Origin of the sequence: Clavibacter sp. VKM Ac-2872, from assembly GCF_015351105.1 — a bacterium.
In the GTDB taxonomy this organism is placed as follows: Bacteria; Actinomycetota; Actinomycetes; order Actinomycetales; family Microbacteriaceae; genus Clavibacter.
Genome location: NZ_JADKRR010000001.1, coordinates 1,475,583 through 1,494,877 on the forward strand (window position 1 = coordinate 1,475,583; position 19,295 = coordinate 1,494,877).

Below are 19,295 nucleotides of genomic sequence, written 5' to 3' on the forward strand. Positions count from 1 at the left end.
ACCATGACCGACGACCTCACGCGCCTCAGCGCCGCCGACCTCGCCTCCCGCCTCGCCTCCCGCGACGTCTCGAGCGTCGACGCCGTGCGCGCGCACCTCGATCGCATCGACCACGTCGACGGCGACGTCCACGCGTTCCTCCACGTCTCCGGGGAGCGCGCGCTCGGGCGCGCCGCGGAGATCGACGCGCAGCGCGCGGACGGCGCCCCGCTCGGGCCGCTCGCGGGCGTGCCCATCGCGATCAAGGACGTGCTCTGCACCATCGACATGCCGTCCACCGCGGGCTCGCGCATGCTCGAGGGCTGGACGCCGCCGTACGACGCGACCGTCGTGCAGCGCCTGCGCGCCGCGGGCCTCGTGCCGCTCGGCAAGACCAACATGGACGAGTTCGCGATGGGCTCGTCCACCGAGCACTCGGCGTTCGGCGCCACGCACAACCCGTGGGACCTCGACCGCATCCCCGGCGGCTCGGGCGGCGGATCCGCGGCCGCGGTCGCCGCGTTCGAGGCGCCCGTCGCGCTCGGCTCCGACACGGGCGGCTCCATCCGCCAGCCCGCCGCCGTTACGGGATCCGTCGGCGTCAAGCCCACCTACGGCGGCGTGAGCCGCTACGGCGCCATCGCGCTCGCCTCCAGCCTCGACCAGGTCGGCCCCGTCTCCCGCACGGTGCTCGACTCGGCGCTCGTGCACGACGTCATCGGCGGGCACGACCCGCGCGACTCCACGTCGCTCACTGACGCGTGGCCGTCCTTCGCGGACGCCGCGCGGGCCGGGCAGCGCGAGGGATCCGTGAAGGGCCTCCGCATCGGCGTCGTGAAGCAGCTCGACGGCGAGGGCTTCCAGGCCGGCGTCACGCAGCGCTTCCGCGAGGCGCTGGACCTGCTGGAGCAGGCCGGCGCCGAGATCGTCGAGGTGAGCGCGCCGAACTTCGAGCACGCCATCGCGGCCTACTACCTGATCCTCCCCGCTGAGGCGTCGAGCAACCTCGCCAAGTTCGACTCGGTGCGCTTCGGCCTCCGCGTGAACCCGCCCGGCGGCGGCACCGTCGAGGACGTGATGGCCGCCACCCGCGAGGCCGGCTTCGGCCCCGAGGTCAAGCGCCGGATCATCCTCGGCACCTACGCGCTGAGCGCCGGCTACTACGACGCCTACTACGGCAGCGCGCAGAAGGTCCGCACGCTCATCCAGCGCGACTTCGACGCCGCGTTCCAGCAGGTCGACGTGCTTGTCACGCCGTCCGCGCCCACCACGGCGTTCAAGCTCGGCGAGAAGCTCGACGACCCGCTGGCCATGTACCTCAACGACCTCACCACGATCCCCGCGAACCTCGCGGGCGTCCCCGGCATCGGCCTCCCCATCGGGCTCGCGCCCGAGGACGGCCTGCCCGTCGGGATCCAGTTCATGGCGCCCGCCCGCGAGGACGCGCGCCTCTACACGGTCGGCGCCGCGCTCGAGGGGATCCTCGAGCGGCAGTGGGGCGGGCCGCTGCTCGCCCAGGCACCCGAGCTCGCGCGCGCCGCGACGCGCACCACCCTGGACGGAGACACGCACTGATGGCCAAGGCAGAGCTGATGGACTACGACAAGGCCATCGAGATGTTCGAGCCCGTGCTCGGGTTCGAGGTGCACGTGGAGCTCAACACGCGCACCAAGATGTTCTCGGACGCCCCGAACTTCTTCGGCGGCGAGCCCAACACCAACATCACGCCGGTCGACCTGGGTCTCCCGGGCTCGCTTCCCGTGGTGAACGAGCAGGCCGTGCGCCACTCGATCAGCCTGGGGCTCGCGCTCGGCTGCTCGATCGCGCCCAGCTCGCGCTTCGCGCGGAAGAACTACTTCTACCCGGACCTCGCGAAGAACTACCAGATCAGCCAGTTCGACGAGCCCATCGCGTTCCGCGGCTCCGTCGAGGTCGAGATGCCCGACGGCCGCATCGTCACGGTGCCGATCGAGCGCGCGCACATGGAGGAGGACGCCGGGAAGCTCACGCACGTGGGCGGCGCGACGGGCCGGATCCAGGGCGCCGACCACTCGCTCGTCGACTACAACCGCGCGGGCGTGCCGCTCGTGGAGATCGTCACCGACATCATCTACGGCGCGGAGGGCGAGGCGCCCGAGCTCGCGAAGGCGTACGTGTCGACCATCCGCGACATCGTCGTGGCGCTCGGCATCTCCGACGCGAAGATGGAGCGCGGCAACCTCCGCTGCGACGCGAACATCTCGCTGAGCCCGCGCGGATCCGGGAAGCTCGGCACCCGCACGGAGACGAAGAACGTCAACTCGCTGCGCAGCGTCGAGCGCGCCATCCGCTACGAGATCCAGCGCCAGGCGGCCATCCTCGCCGCGGGCGGCACGATCACGCAGGAGACGCGGCACTGGCACGAGGACACCGGCCGCACCTCCGCCGGCCGCCCGAAGAGCGACGCCGACGACTACCGCTACTTCCCGGAGCCCGACCTGCTGCCCGTGCAGCCGAGCGCCGAGCTGATCGAGGAGCTGCGGGCCGCGCTGCCCGAGGCGCCCGCGATCCGCCGCCGCCGGCTCAAGGCCGAGTGGGGCTTCACCGACCTCGAGTTCCAGGACGTCGTGAACTCCGGCCTCCTCACCGAGCTCGTCGACACGGTCGAGGCCGGGGCCGCCCCGCAGGCGGCGCGCAAGTGGTGGACGGGGGAGATCGCCCGCATCGCCAACGCGCGCGGCGTGGACGCGGCGACGCTCATCACGCCCGAGCAGGTCGCGTCGGTGATCCAGCTGGTCGAGGCCGGGACGCTCACGAACCGCCTCGCGCGCGACGTGCTCGAGGGCGTCATCGACGGCGAGGGCACGGCGCAGGAGGTCGTGGACGCCCGCGGCCTCGCGGTCGTGTCCGACGACGGCCCGCTCATCGCCGCCATCGACGAGGCGCTGCAGGCGCAGCCCGACGTGCTCGCGAAGATCCGCGACGGCAAGGTGCAGGCCGCAGGTGCCGTCATCGGCGCCGTGATGAAGGCCATGCGCGGACAGGCGGACGCGGCCCGCGTCCGCGAGCTCGTGCTGGAGCGCGCGCAGGCCTCGTGACCGCCACCCTCGTCGCCCGCGGCCTCGCCGGAGGCCACGGGCACCGCACGCTGTTCTCCGGGCTCGACCTCACGGTCGCGCCCGGGGACGTCGTCGGCCTCGTCGGCGCGAACGGCGCCGGGAAGAGCACGCTGCTGCGGCTCCTCGCGGGCGTCGACGCGCCGCAGGACGGCCGGGTGCTGCTGTCGCCCGCCGACGCCTTCATCGGCTGGTTGCCGCAGGAGCACGAGCGGATCCCCGGGGAGACCGTCGCCGGCTACGTCGCCCGCCGCACGGGTTGCGCCGAGGCCTCGGCCGAGCTGGATCGCACGGCCGTCGCGCTCGGCGAGGGACTCCCGGGCGCCGACGACGCCTACGGCACCGCGCTCGACCGCTGGATGGCGAGCGGCGCGGCCGACCTCGACGAGCGCCTGCCCGTCACCCTGGCGGAGCTCGGGCTCGACCTCGATCCGGAGCTCCCCACCGCCGGCCTCTCCGGCGGGCAGGCCGCCCGCGTCGCCCTCGCCGCGCTCCTGCTCAGCCGCTTCGACGTCGTGCTCCTCGACGAGCCCACCAACGACCTCGACCTCGACGGCCTCGCGCGCCTCGAGTCCTTCGTGCGCGGCCTCCGCGGCGGCGTCGTGCTCGTCTCGCACGACCGCGAGTTCCTGGCGCGCTGCGTCACGACCGTGGTCGAGCTCGACCTCGCGCAGGACAGCGTCCGCGTCTACGAGGGCGGCTACGACGCGTTCCTCGAGGAGCGCCAGGTCGCCCGCCGCCACGCGCGCGAGGCGTACGAGCAGTTCGCCGACACCAAGGCGGACCTCGTCGCCCGCGCCCGCACGCAGCGCGAGTGGTCGTCGCAGGGGGTCAGGAACGCCATGCGCAAGGCGCCCGACAACGACAAGATCCGCCGCAAGGCCGCGGCCGAGTCCAGCGAGAAGCAGGGCCAGAAGGTCCGCCAGATGGAGAGCCGCATCGCGCGCCTCGAGGAGGTCGAGGAGCCGCGCAAGGAGTGGGAGCTCGCCTTCACCATCGGGCAGGCGCCGCGGTCGAGCGCGGTGGTCGCGACGCTGCGGGAGGCGACCGTCACCCTCGGCGGCTTCACCCTCGGACCCGTCTCGCTGCAGGTCGACGGCGGCGACCGCATCGGGATCACCGGCCCGAACGGTGCAGGCAAGTCGACGCTGCTCGGGCTGGTCCTCGGCCGCATCGCGCCGGACGCGGGCGACGCGTCGCCCGGGCGCAGCGTGCAGGTGGGCGAGATCGATCAGGCGCGCGCGTCGCTGCGGGGCGAGCTGCCGCTCGCGGAGTCGTTCGCCGAGCAGGTGCCCGACATGTCGCCCGCCGAGGTCCGCACGCTGCTCGCGAAGTTCGGCCTGCGCGCCGACCACGTCACGCGTCCCGTCGACGGCCTGTCGCCGGGGGAGCGCACGCGCGCCGGGCTCGCGCTCCTGCAGGCCCGCGGGGTCAACCTGCTCGTGCTCGACGAGCCGACCAACCACCTCGACCTGCCCGCCATCGAGCAGCTCGAGCAGGCGCTCGACAGCTACGACGGCACGCTCCTGCTCGTCACGCACGACCGTCGGATGCTCGACGCCGTGCGCCTCGACCGGCACTGGCACGTGGAGCGGGGCGTCGTCACCGAGTCCTGACGCCCCCGTCCCGTCGCGCCGCAGCGCTACTGGTAGGTGACGAGGTCCGGCACGGGGGAGACCTCCGTCATGGTCTGCTCCGGCGTCAGCATCGGGTGGTCCTCGTCGATGAAGTTCTTCCATCCCCACGCCATGCCGGCGGGGGCATCGACGTGCAGCGCGCGCCAGGTGGCCTGCTTGTCGGGCTGGCCGCCCTGGCCGTCGGCGTGGACGAGCATCGCGAGCTCCGGGTGGCCCATGTCGATCGACGCGCGGTCCTGGATCATGCTCGACCGGAACTGGTGCAGCACGAACATCTTCTGCGGCAGGCCCGCGTCGCGCACGAGGCCGGCGAGCCAGTCGGTCGTGGCGTCGACCTCGGACGCGGACACGCTGCCGATCTGCTTGAGCGGCACCTGGTCCGGTCCGAGGCGCCACTCGGGGTCGAGTGCCAGGCCCACGCCCGGCTGCGCGAGCACCGACTCGTAGCGCTTCGCCTGCGTGAGGAAGTCGGTGCGGCCGGGCTGGAGGTCGATGACGACGTAGACGCCCGCGTCCCTGGCCGCGTCGAGCCAGGGCTGCAGGGTCTCCACGGGGACCTCGGACGAGTAGTCGCCGTCGGGGCCCGCGTCGCCCGCGGCGACCGTGGCGATGAGTTCGAACATCGGGATCACGGGCTCGTCGGAGTACGGCTGGTACTCGGCGGCCTGCGCCCTGGCGCGGGCGACGGCATCCGCGGGACCCTGCTCGCCGAGCACGCCGAGCGCGCCCGTGCCGGCGGCGCCGTAGAGCGCGACGTAGCGCTTGCCCGGCAGGACGAGCTGGCCGCCGCCCGGCAGCTGGTCGCCCGTGGCGGCGGTGCGGATGCGGCCTTCGAGCGAGGCGTCGTCCGCGTAGGCGGCGCCGACGGCGATCGTGCTCGTCGCTCCCGCCTCGTGCAGGGCGGCCACCGTGTCGGCCGAGGCCCGCGGATCCGGGTCCGCCTCGGGCACGACGGTCACGCCGACGCCCGCCGCGCGCGCGGTCGCGACCGCGGCGAGGGAGGACGCGGCGTCGGTGGCGAGGGCGTGCGCCCCCGTGAGGGAGGCCGCGGGCGCGGTGGACGGGAGCGCGTCGTCGCCGGATCCGGTGGGCGGGGTCCTCGGGGAGGCGTCCGCGTCGGGCGCGGCGAGCGCGGCGACGCGTGAGACGGCGGCGGACGGGTCCGCGTCCGCGGCGTCCGCGACGTCGGCTCCCGTGAGGCGGGAGACGTCCGCGGCGCGGTCGGCCCGCACGATGGTGGTCGACCCAGGCAGGGCGGAGGCGGCGTCGTCGCCGAGGTCGCCGACGGCGAGCACCCCCGAGGATCCGAGGCGCGCGATCTCGGGCGCGGCCCCGGCCCCCTGGACGATGAGGGGCGCGCCGAGCGCGACCGCGGCCTCGGCCCCGAGCTCCTGCGCCGCGACGTCGCCCGCGGGCGCGAGCACGGCGACGGGCGCGGAGCGGTAGAGGCTCCCGCTCATGGCGACCGACGCGTCCGAGTCGTCGGCCTGGCCCACGACCGTGAGCGGCGCGTCGGGCGCGGCGGTCACCGGGCGGCCCCCCTCGGGCGCGTCGCGCTGCGCGGAGCAGGCGCCGAGGCCCGCGATCAGGCCGAGGGCGGTGAGGAGGGAGGCGGAGGCGCGGAGGGACCGGGGGAGGCGGAGAGGGGACAGCACCCGACCACGGTACGCGACCCCGGGCGGGGGCGAGCGGACAGGGCATGGCCGCGTCGGGGAGGCGCCGCACGCCGGGCATCCGCGCGGCATGCCCGCCGCCGGCGCCCTCCGGTGCGCCGGGTACCGTTGTCGGGTGACCGCTCTCCTGCCGCCGCTCCTCCTGCCGACGACGACCGCCGGGATCCGTCCCGCGGCGACGGGCGGGGATCCGCTCGAGGGCCTCGACGGGCTCGTGGGCGCCGCCGCCCGGGTCATCGAGGCGCTGGGCGAGGCGGGCGTGGGCGCCATGACGTTCATCGAGACGGTCTTCCCGCCCATCCCCAGCGAGGTGGTCCTGCCGCTGGCCGGCTTCGTCGCGGCCACGGGTCGCATGAACCTGGTCCTCGTCATCGTGGCCAGCACGCTCGGGGCCTACCTCGGCGCCCTGCTGCTGTACTGGCTCGGCCGCAAGGCGGGGGAGGAGCGGACGATCCGCGTGCTCGCGAAGCTGCCGCTCGTGGAGCGCCACGACTTCGAGGTGGCCGCCGCGTGGTTCCACCGCCACGGCCGGTCGGCGGTGTTCTTCGGACGCCTCGTGCCGGGCGTCCGCAGCCTCATCTCCCTGCCCGCCGGCGCGTCGGGCATGCACCTCGGCACGTTCAGCGCGTACACGATCGCCGGCAGCGGGCTCTGGAACGGCGCGCTCATCGGCCTGGGCGCCGCCCTCGGCAGCCAGTACGAGCTGATCGACCGCTACGCGCAGTACCTCGACTACGCGGTGTACGCCGTCCTCGGCCTCCTCGTGCTCCTGCTGGTCGGACGGGCCGTGCGCCGTCGGGCCCAGCGGGGCCGGGCCGCTCGCGACCGCTGACGCCCGCGCGGACGCGTGCCGCGCGCGGGCGATGCGCACCCGCCTCCCACGGGGTTCCCCGGCCCGGGCCGTACGGTGGCCGCGGGCCGACGAGGTCGGCGACACGCGCCGATCCGGCCCCGGCGAGAGGCACCACCATGGGATTCCTGGACAGGCTCCTGGGCCGCGACGAGCAGCCCGCCGGGCGACGTGACCGCGCTTCGGGCGCCGCCCAGCGCGAGCGCAGCGCGGACGAGGTGGCTGTCGAGCGCTACCGCTACCTCCTCCGCACGGCCCCGCCCGAGAGGATCGAGGAGGTGCACCTCGAGGCGTTCCGGAAGCTGACGCCCGAGCAGCGCGAGATCCTCTTCCGCCAGCTCAGCTCGGACGCCGCCGAGGGCGACGCGCCCGTGGACGACCGCCCCGAGTCGCTCGCCCGCTCCGCGACCCGTTCGGAGATGCGCGCACCCGGCACGCTCGAGCGGACCCTCGGACCGCGCGGCGGCCTCGCGGGCGGGGGCGGCGCAGGCAGGGGAGTGGGCGGCATGATCGCCGGATCCATGCTCGGCACCATCGCGGGCGTCGTGGTCGGGTCGGCCATCGCGCAGGCGCTCATCCCCGACGCGGTCGGGCAGGACCAGGCGGACGCCGGCGCGGCGGACGTCGGCGCGGACGGCGGGCCAGACGGCACCGCGGACGCGGGAGGTCCCGACGCGGGCGCGGGCGACTTCGGCAGCGGCGACTTCGGGGGCGGCGACTTCGGTGGCGGCACCGACATGGGCGGCGGCGACTTCGGCGGCGGGGACTTCTTCTGACCCGCGGACGCCCGGCGAGCAGGCCGGGCGCCTACCCCGCCTCGACGATCCCCTCGCGCACCTTCCGGCGCAGCACCTTGCCGAGGAGCGACGTCGGCAGCTCGTCGAGCACCACGATCCGCCGGGGCACCTTGTAGGCCGCCAGCTCCGCGCGCAGCGTCGTCCGCGCGGCCTGCTCGTCGAGCGTCGCGCCCTCCTCGAGCACCACGGCGGCGACGACCTCCTCGTCGCCGTCGTCGCGCGGGATCCCGACGACCGCCGCGTCCCGCACGCCGGGGAGCTCGCGCACCGCCTCCTCGACCTCGCTCGGCGACACGTTGAACCCGCCCGTGATGATGAGCTCCTTGATGCGGTCGGCGATGCGCACGAAACCGTCCTCGTCGATCGTCACCACGTCGCCCGTGCGGAACCAGCCGCCCTCGAGCAGCACCGCGGCGGTCTCCTCCGGCCGGCCGTGGTAGCCGCGGAAGACCTGGGGCCCGCGCACGAGCAGCTCGCCGGGCTCGCCCGCGGGCCGGTCGATCGACGGATCCTCGGGATCCACGACGCGCACCTCCGTGTTGGGCAGCGGCAGCCCGACCGTCCCGGCGCGACGCGTGTCGCCGACCGGGTTCGCCATGAGCACGGGCGAGCACTCCGAGAGCCCGTAGCCCTCGACGAGCCAGCCGCCGGTCTGCTCCTCCCACGGGACGACGACCGACTCGGGCAGCGCCATCGCGCCGGAGATGGAGATGGAGATGCCGGCGAGCGAGACGCCCTCGGCCTCGGCGGCCTCGCGCAGCCGCTTGTAGATGGGTGGCACGGCGGGGAGGAACGTCGGCGGGTGGCGGCGGATCGCCTGCAGCACGAGGTCGGGCTCGAAGCGGGGGAAGAGGACGAGGCGTGAGCCCATGCTCATCGCGAAGGTGAGGCAGAGGGTCAGCCCGTAGGCGTGGAACATCGGCAGCACCGCGTACACGACGCTCGTGCCGCGCGGCACCGTGGGCACCCACGCGCGTGACTGGGCGGCGTTCGCGCTGAGGTTGAGGTGCGTGAGCTCGGCGCCCTTCGGCGCGCCCGTCGTGCCGCTCGTGTACTGGATCACCGCGAGGTCCGTCGCCGCCGGACGCGGGTGGTCGACCGGCAGGGGCGCCGTGGCGCCGATCCGCTCCCAGGTGATCGTGCCGGTGACCTTCGCCGCGATCGCCGCGCGGGCCGCGCGGGCCTTCGGGACGGGAAGGCGCAGGAGCAGCCGGGTGCGCGTCGGCATGGCCCGCGTCACGTCGACGGAGACGATGCGCTCGGGTCGTGCGCCGTCGGGGAGCGCCTGGATGGTGGCGACCGATCTGTCCCACGCGATGACGGTGCGGGCCCCGTGGTCCTCGAACTGGTGCTGCAGCTCGCGGGGCGTGTATAGCGGGTTGTGCTCCACGACGACGGCGCCGAGGCGCAGCACCGCGTAGAACGCCACGACGTGCTGCGGGCAGTTGGGCAGCACGATCGCGACGGGGTCGCCCGCGCGCACGCCGGCGTCGTGCAGACCCTGCGCGGCCCGCGCGATCTGCTCGCCGAGATCGCGGTAGCTGGTCTCCGCCCCGAGGAAGTCGAGCGCGGTGCCGCCGGGGAAGCGGAGCACGGACTGGTCGACGATGTCCACGAGCGATCCCTGCGGCAGATCGATCTCGTGCGGGACGTCGGGCGCGTAGCTGGCCAGCCAGGGCCGCTCGGTGGGGGAGGTCACTCCTCCCATTCTAGGTCGCGTGCGGGCCGGGGCCGGTGACGCGGCGGCGACGGCACGGGGATGCGGGCGGCGCGGAGCGGGCGGCGGGCAGCCGACCGGCGTGGATCAGGCCCGGCCTGCCCGCCGCCCCTCGGCCAGGTAGGCGAGACGGCGCAGCGTCTCCACGTTGCGCGCGTGCAGCAGCAGGTCCATGACCGGGGCCGGCACGAGGCGCCCCGGGCCCCGCACGGCCTCCTCGGTCATCCGCACCTCGCAGCCGTCGGGCAGCGTCCGCACCTCGAGGGTCACGCGCGCCTCGCCGATGGGCCAGCCCTTCGGCTGCATGACCATGCGGCGGGGCGGGTCCCACTCGAGCATCGTCGTCGCGTCGTCGATGAGCGCGGGCCAGGAGCCGAACGAGTGGTGCAGCCGGGCGCCGACCGCGGGCCAGGACGCGTCGACGGCCCGCATCCGGGACGCGCCGACCACCCAGGCGGGGAAGAGCCAGCCGTCGACCACCACCTCGGCGACGTCGGCGGGAGAGCAGGACATGCGGCGGCGGGTGATGGACATGGGATCCAGTCTGCCGGAGGCCGCTCCGGTGGCGCGGGGTGGCGGGCCGCCTCCCGCCTCACCCGGGCGGGCGCGCCAGATGGAAGCGACGCGCGACCTCGTCCAGGTGCTTCGCGAGCCGGGTCTGGGCGTCGCGTGTGCCTCGCCGCAGCCGGTTGAGCGGAATGCGTCCACCGACCGCGAGCGCGGCGTCGGCGGGGATGTCGTAGACCATGGTGCGTCCGTGCGTGGCGAACAGGCGGCGCGACTCCGCGGAGACGTCGTGGCGGCCGTTGGTCTGGCTGGCGACGATGGTGACGCGGGCCATGGCCGCGATCCCGTACCGAGAGGTGATGTCCGTCAGCAGCTCGGTCGCCCCGGCGATCCCGGTGGGGGTCGACGCCGTCGTGATGGCCAGGAGTGTCGCGGGTGACTCGAGCAGGTCGATGCCCTCGCCGCGGGCGTGCGCCCCGAGGTCGTGGAGGACGAGGTGGCCGTCGACGGCGTCGGACTCGTCGCCCAGCGGGAGCCGGGCTCCGAGCGTGCCGCCCGTGTGGTCGGTCAGGGCAGGTGCCCCTCCCGCGCGGTGCTGCAGGGCCGAGAACACGAGGGACATCGCCGTCGTCGTGCCGACGCCGCCCGATGTGCCAGCGAAGACCACCCGCACGGCGGCTCGCTCGCGGGGGCGCGCGGCAGGGGGAGGTCCGGTCTCAGCCATGGGCCGCCCCCGCCTCCTCGTTCACGGCGTCCTCTCGGACGGCACCCTGGTGCGCGGGGTCCTGGAGAGCGACCTGGATCAGCTGCGCACGATCGCCGCGACGGACCAGCCGCGCGCGTCCCGGGATCATGCGCTCCGCGTGGATGCCGGGCACGATCTGCCCCTCCGTCCGCTCGCCGGACATCACGACGCCCGTCGCCCCGTTGTCCCGGAGCGATTGCAGCACCAGGTCGAAGAAGGCTCGAGAGGTGCCGGCGACGGGGCGGGCGAGGACGACCGTGAGCCGCAGGTCCCTGGCGCTGGCGATGAACGGCAGCAGCGGACGCAGGGCTTCTGTGCCCGACGCCGCGACGATGTCGTGGTCGTCGATCACGAGGAGGATCCGCGCGGCGCGGGTGTCGTGCTCCGCCCGTCGCCGGGTCAGCTCACCCACGATGGCCGTCACCAGCTCCGCGGCCTGCGGAGCGTCGCCGGCGTATCCCCCCAGATAGTCGTCCGGGCACGCGTCGGAGAGCGCGCCGCGGATGTCGACGAGCGCCACCACGAGCTGGTCCGGGGTGTTGCGCGCGACGGCGCCGTCGATCACGACGCGCAGCAGGTTGCTCTTCCCGGCTCCCGTGTCCCCGAAGACGAGCAGGTGCGGGTCCGGTCCCCGGAGGTCGAGCGCGACGGGCTGCATGTCCTCCTGCGCCAGCCCCACCGGGACGAGGTGGGGGACCTCGATCGGGTCCGGCAGCTGGGCGGCGGGGAGCGTCTCGGGGAGCAGCCGTATCTCGCGGGCACCCGCACCCTGCCAGCGGTCGGTCGTGTCGCGGGCCAGGCGCTCCAGTGCCTCGCCCAGGTCGAGCCCCGGCTCGGTCTCCAGCACGGGCAGGGCGATCTGCGCGAATCGACGGTCGTCCGTGATGGCACGACCGGGCTGCTCGGCGCGCAGCGTCTCGGAGAGGCGGCGGCCGGCGAGCGATTCGAGCGCGTCGTTCAGGCGGAGCTCGACCCGCGTGCCGATGAAGGGCTGGAGGGTGGTGCGGAGGTCGTTCCAGCGGGTGAGCGCCAGCACCACGTGGATGCCGTAGGCGCCCCCGCGCTGGAGGAGCTCCTGCACGACCGGCTCGAGCTCCTCGTGGTCGCCACGGAGCGCCCCGGCCTCGTCGATGACGAGCACCACATCGGGCGCGTCCAGCTCCGGGATGCGGCCCTGGGCGTGCAGGCGGCGGAGCGTGGGCATGGAGTCCACGGCGTGGCGGGAGAACAGCGTCTCGCGCTCCCCGAGCATCCGGCGCATCTCCTCCGTCACCCGCTGCAGCTTCTCCCGATTCGTCCGGGTCCCGATGCCGCCGACGTGCGGGAAGCCCTCGACCCGGGAGAGGCCGCCCCCGGAGAAGTCCAAGCCGTAGATCGCGACCTGGTCGGGGCGGTGGGTGAGGACGAGCGAGACGACCAGGGTGCGGAGGAACGATGTCCGGCCGGACTGCGGGGCGCCGAAGACGGCTGCGTGGCCGCCGCTGCGGGTGAGGTCGAGGGTCCACGGATCCTGCCGCTGACGATCGGGTTCGTCGAGGAGGCCGATGGGGATGGACAGCGGACGCCGCTCGTCTGCGCGGTCGACGAGCGACGCGAGCGTGAGGCGATCGGGCAGAGGCGGCAGCCACACGGGGGCGACGGTCTCGCCGACCAGGCGCAGCCGCTCGACGGCGAGGTCGACGAGGACACGCCCCACCACCGGTCGGGCGAGCGCCTCCTCGGCGCTCTCGCTGCTCTCCCGGGAGGCGATGCCGTTGTAGGTCGGCAGCGGGATGATGCCGCGACGCCGGTCGTGAGCGGCAGGTGCCTCGTCGCGTTCGGCCGTGGCGACCGCTCCCGACACGTAGCCGGAGCGGAACCGGCGCAACGTCGTGTCGAACTTGAGGTAGGCGTATCCGGGCACGGCGGGGAGCCGGAACGCATCGGAGGTGTCGATGATCATGCTGCTCTCGGACTCCGAGAACGTGCGGAGCGCGATCCGGTAGGACAGGTAGGTGTCGAGGCCGCGCAGCTTGCCCGCCTCGAGCCTCTGGCTGGAGAGCAGCATGTGGATGCCGAGCGTGCGCCCGATCCGGCCGATCTGGATGAGCAGGTCGATGAGCTCGGGCTCGGCCGTGAGAAGCTCGCCGAACTCGTCGATCACCAGCAGGAGGTGCGGCATTCCCGGTAGATCCGGCCGCTGCGCCCGTAGCTCGGCGTAGTGGGTGATGGACGGGACGTTGCCGGCGTCCTTGAGGAGCTTCTGGCGGCGGACGACCTCACCCGCCAGGCTCGCGCGGGCCCGCTGCGTGAGCTGCGGGTCGTCGGCCAGGTTGTCGATGAGTCCCGCGACGTGCGGGAGGCTGGCGAAGGGGGCGAAGGCCGCGCCGCCCTTGTAGTCGATGAGGATCATCGCGAGGTCCTCGGGGCTGTGCGAGGAGGCCAGCGACAGCACGAAGGTGCGCAGGAACTCGCTCTTGCCGGATCCGGTGGCTCCGACGCACAGGCCGTGCGGCCCGATGCCGAGCTGCGAGGCCTCCTTGATGTCGAGCAGGAGCGGCTCGCCGAAGTCGTCGAGGCCGACGGGGACGCGGAGGAAGTCGCGCGGTGAGCGCGGCGCCTGCGTGATCGCCGGATCCAACGTGTGGATCTCGCCGAGGCCGAGGAGCTCGGAGATGTCGATGGCGCGCGCCGACTCCGCCTCATCCCGTCGCGACATGCTCAACCGGAGCGGTGCGAGAGCGCGCGTGAGCACGTCGAACAGGGCGACCGGCATGAGGTCGGGCGAGAACTCGGACACGGGCCGCACGAGGCGCGCATCCGAGACGAGGGCGTGCGGACCGTCCACGACGATGCGGAGCGTCACGTCAGAGGGCTCGTGAAGGCGATCGCTGAGGAGGTGCACGATCGTGATGCGCAGGTCGCGCAGGTCGAGCTCCGCGTCCGGCACGGGGAGCGAGCCCGCGATCCTCCCGTAGTCGTCCATGAACACCACGAGGCGGGGGATGTCCGCAGGGCCCTGCTCGAGGCCGCCCCGCCGCGCGGTCGCGGCCAGCTGGGCGCGGTCGGCGAGATCCTCGCCGATGACCGTGCGGAGCGCCTGCGGGGTGGGGGCGATGCGGCGCGCGGGGACGGGGCCGTCGAAGACGTCCTCGACGACGAGGTGCGGGAGCTGGTCGACCCCGCGCCAGTCGGCGGCGGCATGCTCCGGGAACGTGAGCGCCATCATCATGTCGTCCGGGGCGTGGAACACCGCGAGCTGGGCGATGAGGGCGCGCGCCGCGTTGACGACGTCGTCGCGTGGCCCGATCACGGACACGTGACCCGCGCCGGCGAGGTCGACCGTGATCGGCATGCCGCGCACGACCTGGTGCTGGGTGACGACCTGCTCGGCCTCGGCGGCCATGATGGGGTCGTACGGCTCGACCGGGTTGCCCTCCGCGGGGAGCGCGAGCTCGAGCCAGCGCCTCGTCCCGGACCCCAGGCGCACCCGCATGAAGTCGGCGTCGCTGCGCCGCCGCTCCCAGAGCCGGGCCGGGTCACGCACGATCTCGGGGAGGGCCACCGGCGGCGGATCGAGGAGGGTGGCCTGCTCCCGCGTCTCGAGGCTGCGCGCGCGGGTGCGCGCCCGGACCCGCTCCAGGTAGTCGAGGTAGCGCTCGCGCTGCACACGGCGCGTGCGGGCGGACGAGTTCCGCTGGGTGAAGGCCATGGCGAGGCCCCCGATCGCAGCGATGACCAGGACGAGCGCGCCGATGACCATGTAGATCTGCTGCCCGCGGAGGAGCGTCATCATCGTCACGCTCACGGTGGCCCCGAGGATGGGGATGAGCGACTGCACGGGGAAGCCACCTTGGGGCCCGTCCTGCATGGCGGGAGGCGCCGCGAGCACCTCCTCATCGGGCTGCTCGAGCGGACGGGTCACCCGGCTCGGCCGGTGCACGAGCCGGTTCATCGCATGGCCTCCACCGTGGCGGCGGCCTCGGGCGCCCGGCGGGAGGGGAGCGATGACACGGCCTCGGTCACGACGGTGCTCGCGAGCCGGAGGACGGCCCGGCGCGAGGCGAGCGCGAGCCGCCTGCTCGGGGTGGGGACGGTCGTCGACCACGCGGGGTCATAGGGAAGCTGGACGAGCGGCACCCCCACCTCGCGCGCGATCGCGTCGCGTGCGTCGTGCCGTCCGCGCGCTCCGACGTCGACGCTCACGACCACGATGCGCGGGTGATCCGGCTCCGACCGGAGGGCGGGGATGACGGCGACGACCTCCTCGAGGGCATGCCGCTCTGCCCGGCAGACGAGGCAGAGCACATGGCTCGCGACGGCCGTCGACGCGAGGTCGCCCGCCGCGGGACGGACCCCCCAGTCGGTGACGACCAGGTCGAAGAAGCGCGAGACGGGGTTGACCTTGCCGAACCAGGCGGAGGCCTCGACCGCCGTGGTGGGGCGGTCGTCGCGCTGCAGGTCGAGCCCCGCCAGTCGGGGGAGGGGGAACGCGAGGCCGGCCGCGGCGTCGCGGAGGGTGCCCGGCAGCGTCTCGACGCGCTCCCGCGCGTCGGCCGCATCACGGGGGAGGCGGCTCAGGATGTGCGCGGATCCCCCCGAGGCGTTGACCGCGAGCGAGACGCCGCTGCGTCGGGCTGCGAGCGTGGCCGCGACGGCGGCTGCCGCGGCCGATGTGCCGCTCCCGCCGGCGAGCTGCACGAACCCGACGCGGCGGGAGACGGGCAACGGGGCACGCACCGCGGTGTCGGCCTCCTGCGCTTCGCGGAACGCGGAGGCGGGACTCGCGAGGAGCACGCGCGCCGCGGTCCGCGCGACGGTCATCGTCCTGCTCATCGTCAGAACGTCCCGAGCAGCGTCGGGTAGATCCCGAAGACGCCGATGACGCAGGGCATGAGGGCCACGACCGCCACGGTCTCGATCCGGTTGCCGAGGCGTCGGAGCCGTGCCCGCGTCTGCACGGTGGGACGGGCGACGCAGGCCAGGAGGCATGCGGCGGCGGCGCCGCCGAGGGCGATGACCACCCCGTCCCTGGCCTGCACGTGCGCGAACGCCGCGGCGATGGCGACCACGGTGACGGCGCCCCAGAGCGGCAGGGCCTGCCAGGCCAGCGGGAACGCCCGCGTCCGCAGGGCGAGCACGAGCGTCAGGGAGACGCCGAGCGCGAGGGGCCAGGGCTCGTCCGTGGACACGAGGGCACCCACGGCGATGCTCGCCGGGATGGCAGCGGCGAGGCTCGCCCAGCTGAGCGAGCGGTACGCGTCGTCCACCGTGGAGCGCAGAGTGTCGCGGTCGGAGAGCGTCCCGGCGATCACCAGGTCGTCCAGTCCCGTGAGGCCGGATGCCGTCATCGAGTACCACGGGAGGAGGCCTATCGCGACGACGGAGACCACGCCGACGACGGCGGACTCCTCCACCACGCTCATGCCGAGCAGATCCACCCCGAGGGCGACGGCGCTGGCCGCCACCCCGACGATGGCGCCCCGCAGCAGCGCGCGCCGCCGCAGCCCGACGCCGAGGGCGATGCCGATCACGAGCCAGGCGATCCCCGTCACGCTGAACGCGCTCACCGGGAGGGAGGATCCCTCCGGCATCCACGCGAGGGATGCCTGCACGGCGGTCGGCAGGGCCAGTCCCAGGGCCGCGGCCGTGAGGGCGAGGGCGAGACGTGCGACGCCGGTCAGCCCGAGGACCGTCGCGGAGACGAGCAGCAGCAGCGCACCGACGCCGAGCTCGGGCATCGCGCCGTCACCGACCAGCAGGGACGAGGCGATGCCCGTCAGCAGCGTGATCCCGATGCAGGCGGCGGTGATCCGGTGCACGTCCGCCCAGAGGGACCCCTGGCCGTCGCGGGACTCGGCGACGACGTCCGTCACGTCGGCGACCTCGGGCGGTGCCGGCGCATCGTCGACGCGGACGAGCCGGAGCACGTCGCCCGCCTTCACGCCCTGCTCGTCGAGCGACTCCTCGGCGCCGAGCTGGTCGCCCGAGGCCCGGATGAGGGTCATCGGCCGCGCGGCTGACTCGGTCCGCTCGTCGAGCAGCTCGACGAGCTGCGCGATCAGCGCGGCGACCGCCTCGTCCCCGGGGGCCACGAGATCGACGCGCTTGCGGGATCCGAGCACCGTGACGCGGGTGAACGTGCTCACGGCGTGCTCACCGGCGTCGAGACCACGCTCGCGCCGCCGATCGGGGTGGTGCTGAGCAGGTGCCCGACGAAGGAGGCGCCCACGCATCCCGCGCACACGACCGCGGCGACCACGATGCTCGCGATGAAGCGACGCGAGTTGTCGTCGACGACACGGCGCTCGGTGAGCTCGCCGAAGATGAAGGCCGAGCGGAGCCGGGAGCGGTGGGTGCGGATCGTCTCCAGGAGGATGACGTCGGGATCAGTCGGCACGGAGCGCCGTCCTCTCGTTCGTGGTGGGCGACGTCGTGGGGGCCTCCGCGCCGCCGGGTGCTCCGACGGCGTCGGTCGCCGGTGCGGACTCCGGCTCGATGACGAGGCGCCGTCGCCCGAGCTCGACCGTCCAGCCGATGCTCGCGGCGGTGGGCACTCGGGCGACCAGCGGCCGCCGCTCGCCGTCCGGCGTGATGATCGCGGTGCCGGAGGGGCTGCCGAGGTCGGTGATCCACATGCTGGATCCCGACCACGCGAACAGGGCATGCGTCCGCGCGACCGTGCGGGAGAGGTCGGCCCAGGGGTGCACGTCGTGGACCACACCGTCGACCTGCGCCTCGGGCTTGCGTCCCACCACGACGGGGGTCGCGACGAGGATGCTCTCGCCCGAGTCGAGGACCAGGGCGGCCGCGGTCGACCTGATCCGCTCGTCCGGCGTCGCGGCGGCCACGCCGCGTCGTCGCGCACGGCGTACCGGATCGTCCTCGCCCCGCGTCGCGCCGTCCGTCGGGTCGCGGTCGTCACCGAGGACGTCCACCGGCGCGCGGGCGACGCTGAGAGGATCGCGCCCTGCACGGAGATCCGCCGTCACGGTGGTGCGGAGACGTAGGCCGCGCGGCAGGCGACCGAGCCGGTCCATGGCGGTGAGCGGAGCGCCCGAGAGGTCGTCGACGGTGCGGAGCCCGAGGATGCGCCTCCCGAGAGTCTGCCCGGTGCGGAGGGAGGCGACGGCGTTCGCGACGACGAAGGCGACGGCCACCATGGGCGTCAGCGCCAGGGCGCCCGTCGGCCAGTGGCCACCCGCCGTGGCCGCCGCCGCCGCCGCGGCGGCGGCGAGCAGGAGCAGCGGAGCGGCATCGAGGATGAGCGCCGTGTAGCGACGACCGGCCGAGGCCGGCACGACGCCGGCGAGCATGCCCTGATAGGGGCCGGTCGCGGTGCCGGGAGCCGCGTCGAGCCGCGGGGACAGGCACCGCGCGCAGCGCGCCGCGGCCGGTCCCGTGCGTGACCCGCACCGCGCGCACGTGGCGGCACCGAGAAGCGCGTGCGGCATCGCGTCCTCCCCCGATCGCGGCCCGATGCCCGAGCCAGGCGTGATCCTAGCGGGACAAAACCGCACAGACGCTCGCTGTTCTCGCGCCCCCGTTCCGGGGGTATCATGCCGACGGGTCGGGCGTGGCGTCCGGCGTCGGTGATCAGCGGGTGGAGACAGCCTCCGCTGGGATGAGCGGAGACGGAACATGGGCATGAAATTCGCCATGGGGGCGAGCACCCTCACGCAGCTGGGACAGCGGACGAGCTCGTCCCACGAGGACCTGGGGGCGCTCGTGCGTCGGCTGGAGCAGTCGGCCGCACCCCTCGAGGGCCGGTTCAACGGGGCGGGGCGACAGGCCTTCGACCAGTTCAAGGCCAACACCGACTCCATCGCGGCCGAGCTGAACGCCGCGCTCGCGGCGGTCCTCGACGGCATCCAGGGGCAGGACATGGCCTTCCAGCAGGGCGATTCCGACATGTCGGACCAGACGCGCGCCGCGCAGAGCGGCGCCGGCTTCGACTCCGCGCGCTTCTCCGGCCGGTCATAGGCGAGGGGAACAGGATCATGAGCGGGAACAGCGCAGACCGCCGCGACTACGACATCGCGGCATCGCAGTCGGCCCAGGACGAGTTCCAGGCCGTCGCGAGCCACCTGGAGTCGCTGCTCGACCAGCGCGACTCCGACGTCAAGGCCGCCATGGCCGACTACCAGGCCGACGGCGTCTCCACGGAGTACGCCGCCAAGGAGGCCCGCTGGAACGCGGTCGCGCAGCAGGTGCGCGACATCATCCATGCGCTCCGTCAGTCGATGGCGCGCAACGACGAGACCGCGCAGACGGCCATGTCACGGGGGAAGGCCGCAGTCGACGCCATCGGCTAGG

At 74.2% G+C, this 19,295-nt stretch carries 16 protein-coding genes; 7 read left to right on the forward strand and 9 right to left on the reverse strand.

Features of this window, described 5'->3' with window-relative positions; translation table 11 throughout:
* Nucleotides 1-3: 3 nt before the first annotated feature.
* The 3 genes from gatA to ITJ40_RS07015 are packed head-to-tail and all read left to right on the forward strand — an operon-like array spanning nucleotide 4 to nucleotide 4,690.
* The gene (gene gatA / locus ITJ40_RS07005; RefSeq protein WP_194666357.1) at nucleotides 4-1,554 is read left to right on the forward strand and encodes an Asp-tRNA(Asn)/Glu-tRNA(Gln) amidotransferase subunit GatA; all 1,551 of its coding nucleotides are present in this window, start codon (nucleotides 4-6) and stop codon (nucleotides 1,552-1,554) included.
* Nucleotides 1,554-3,056 (forward strand): Asp-tRNA(Asn)/Glu-tRNA(Gln) amidotransferase subunit GatB, encoded by a 1,503-nt coding sequence (gene gatB / locus ITJ40_RS07010; RefSeq protein ID WP_194666358.1) that lies wholly within the window; start codon nucleotides 1,554-1,556, stop codon nucleotides 3,054-3,056. Before gatA ends, gatB begins: the two co-directional genes overlap by 1 nt.
* Complete coding sequence (locus tag ITJ40_RS07015; RefSeq protein ID WP_194666359.1) at nucleotides 3,053-4,690, forward strand: ABC-F family ATP-binding cassette domain-containing protein; 1,638 nt, start codon at nucleotides 3,053-3,055, stop codon at nucleotides 4,688-4,690. The genes gatB and ITJ40_RS07015 overlap by 4 nt, the downstream gene beginning before the upstream one ends.
* A 26-nt stretch (nucleotides 4,691-4,716) precedes the next feature.
* Here the strand turns inward: ITJ40_RS07015 and ITJ40_RS07020 are convergent, their stop codons facing one another.
* On the reverse strand, nucleotides 4,717-6,366 hold the full coding sequence (locus ITJ40_RS07020; RefSeq protein WP_194666360.1) for a hypothetical protein: 1,650 nt from the start codon (nucleotides 6,364-6,366) through the stop codon (nucleotides 4,717-4,719).
* A gap of 133 nt (nucleotides 6,367-6,499) precedes the next feature.
* Between ITJ40_RS07020 and ITJ40_RS07025 the strand changes: the two genes are divergently transcribed.
* Both ITJ40_RS07025 and ITJ40_RS07030 read left to right on the forward strand, forming a co-directional pair.
* Entirely contained in the window at nucleotides 6,500-7,216 is a 717-nt protein-coding gene (locus ITJ40_RS07025; protein ID WP_370532009.1) for a DedA family protein, read from the forward strand.
* 137 nt (nucleotides 7,217-7,353) lie between these two features.
* Nucleotides 7,354-8,010, forward strand: a complete 657-nt coding sequence (locus ITJ40_RS07030) for a hypothetical protein (protein ID WP_194666361.1) — start codon at nucleotides 7,354-7,356, stop codon at nucleotides 8,008-8,010.
* 31 nt (nucleotides 8,011-8,041) lie between these two features.
* Here ITJ40_RS07030 and ITJ40_RS07035 read toward each other — a convergent pair whose 3' ends face one another.
* The 8 genes from ITJ40_RS07035 to ITJ40_RS07070 form a co-directional block, all read right to left on the reverse strand.
* Nucleotides 8,042-9,739 (reverse strand): long-chain-fatty-acid--CoA ligase, encoded by a 1,698-nt coding sequence (locus ITJ40_RS07035; protein WP_194666362.1) that lies wholly within the window; start codon nucleotides 9,737-9,739, stop codon nucleotides 8,042-8,044.
* A 96-nt stretch (nucleotides 9,740-9,835) separates the two neighbouring features.
* Nucleotides 9,836-10,282, reverse strand: a complete 447-nt coding sequence (locus tag ITJ40_RS07040) for an SRPBCC family protein (RefSeq protein WP_194666363.1) — start codon at nucleotides 10,280-10,282, stop codon at nucleotides 9,836-9,838.
* A 58-nt stretch (nucleotides 10,283-10,340) separates the two neighbouring features.
* Entirely contained in the window at nucleotides 10,341-10,979 is a 639-nt protein-coding gene (locus ITJ40_RS07045) for a hypothetical protein (RefSeq protein WP_194666364.1), read from the reverse strand.
* The gene (gene eccCa, locus ITJ40_RS07050; protein WP_194666365.1) at nucleotides 10,972-14,934 is read right to left on the reverse strand and encodes a type VII secretion protein EccCa; all 3,963 of its coding nucleotides are present in this window, start codon (nucleotides 14,932-14,934) and stop codon (nucleotides 10,972-10,974) included. The genes ITJ40_RS07045 and eccCa overlap by 8 nt, the downstream gene beginning before the upstream one ends.
* Entirely contained in the window at nucleotides 14,931-15,803 is an 873-nt protein-coding gene (locus tag ITJ40_RS07055; RefSeq protein WP_194666366.1) for a hypothetical protein, read from the reverse strand. Before ITJ40_RS07055 ends, eccCa begins: the two co-directional genes overlap by 4 nt.
* A gap of 14 nt (nucleotides 15,804-15,817) precedes the next feature.
* Nucleotides 15,818-17,128: an EsaB/YukD family protein gene (locus tag ITJ40_RS07060; protein ID WP_194666367.1), complete on the reverse strand. Its 1,311-nt coding sequence runs from the start codon at nucleotides 17,126-17,128 to the stop codon at nucleotides 15,818-15,820.
* Nucleotides 17,125-17,379, reverse strand: a complete 255-nt coding sequence (locus tag ITJ40_RS07065; RefSeq protein ID WP_194666368.1) for a hypothetical protein — start codon at nucleotides 17,377-17,379, stop codon at nucleotides 17,125-17,127. Before ITJ40_RS07065 ends, ITJ40_RS07060 begins: the two co-directional genes overlap by 4 nt.
* Nucleotides 17,369-18,295: an FHA domain-containing protein gene (locus ITJ40_RS07070; RefSeq protein ID WP_194666369.1), complete on the reverse strand. Its 927-nt coding sequence runs from the start codon at nucleotides 18,293-18,295 to the stop codon at nucleotides 17,369-17,371. The genes ITJ40_RS07065 and ITJ40_RS07070 overlap by 11 nt, the downstream gene beginning before the upstream one ends.
* Before the next feature lie 331 nt (nucleotides 18,296-18,626).
* On the opposite strand from ITJ40_RS07070, the gene ITJ40_RS07075 reads away from it, so the two are divergent.
* Nucleotides 18,627-18,962 (forward strand): WXG100 family type VII secretion target, encoded by a 336-nt coding sequence (locus ITJ40_RS07075; protein WP_194666370.1) that lies wholly within the window; start codon nucleotides 18,627-18,629, stop codon nucleotides 18,960-18,962.
* Between the two features lie 17 nt (nucleotides 18,963-18,979).
* Nucleotides 18,980-19,294 carry a pore-forming ESAT-6 family protein gene (locus ITJ40_RS07080; protein ID WP_194666371.1) on the forward strand — a complete coding sequence of 105 codons (315 nt, stop codon included), beginning with the start codon at nucleotides 18,980-18,982 and terminating at the stop codon, nucleotides 19,292-19,294.
* The last annotated feature ends 1 nt before the right edge of the window (nucleotide 19,295 follow it).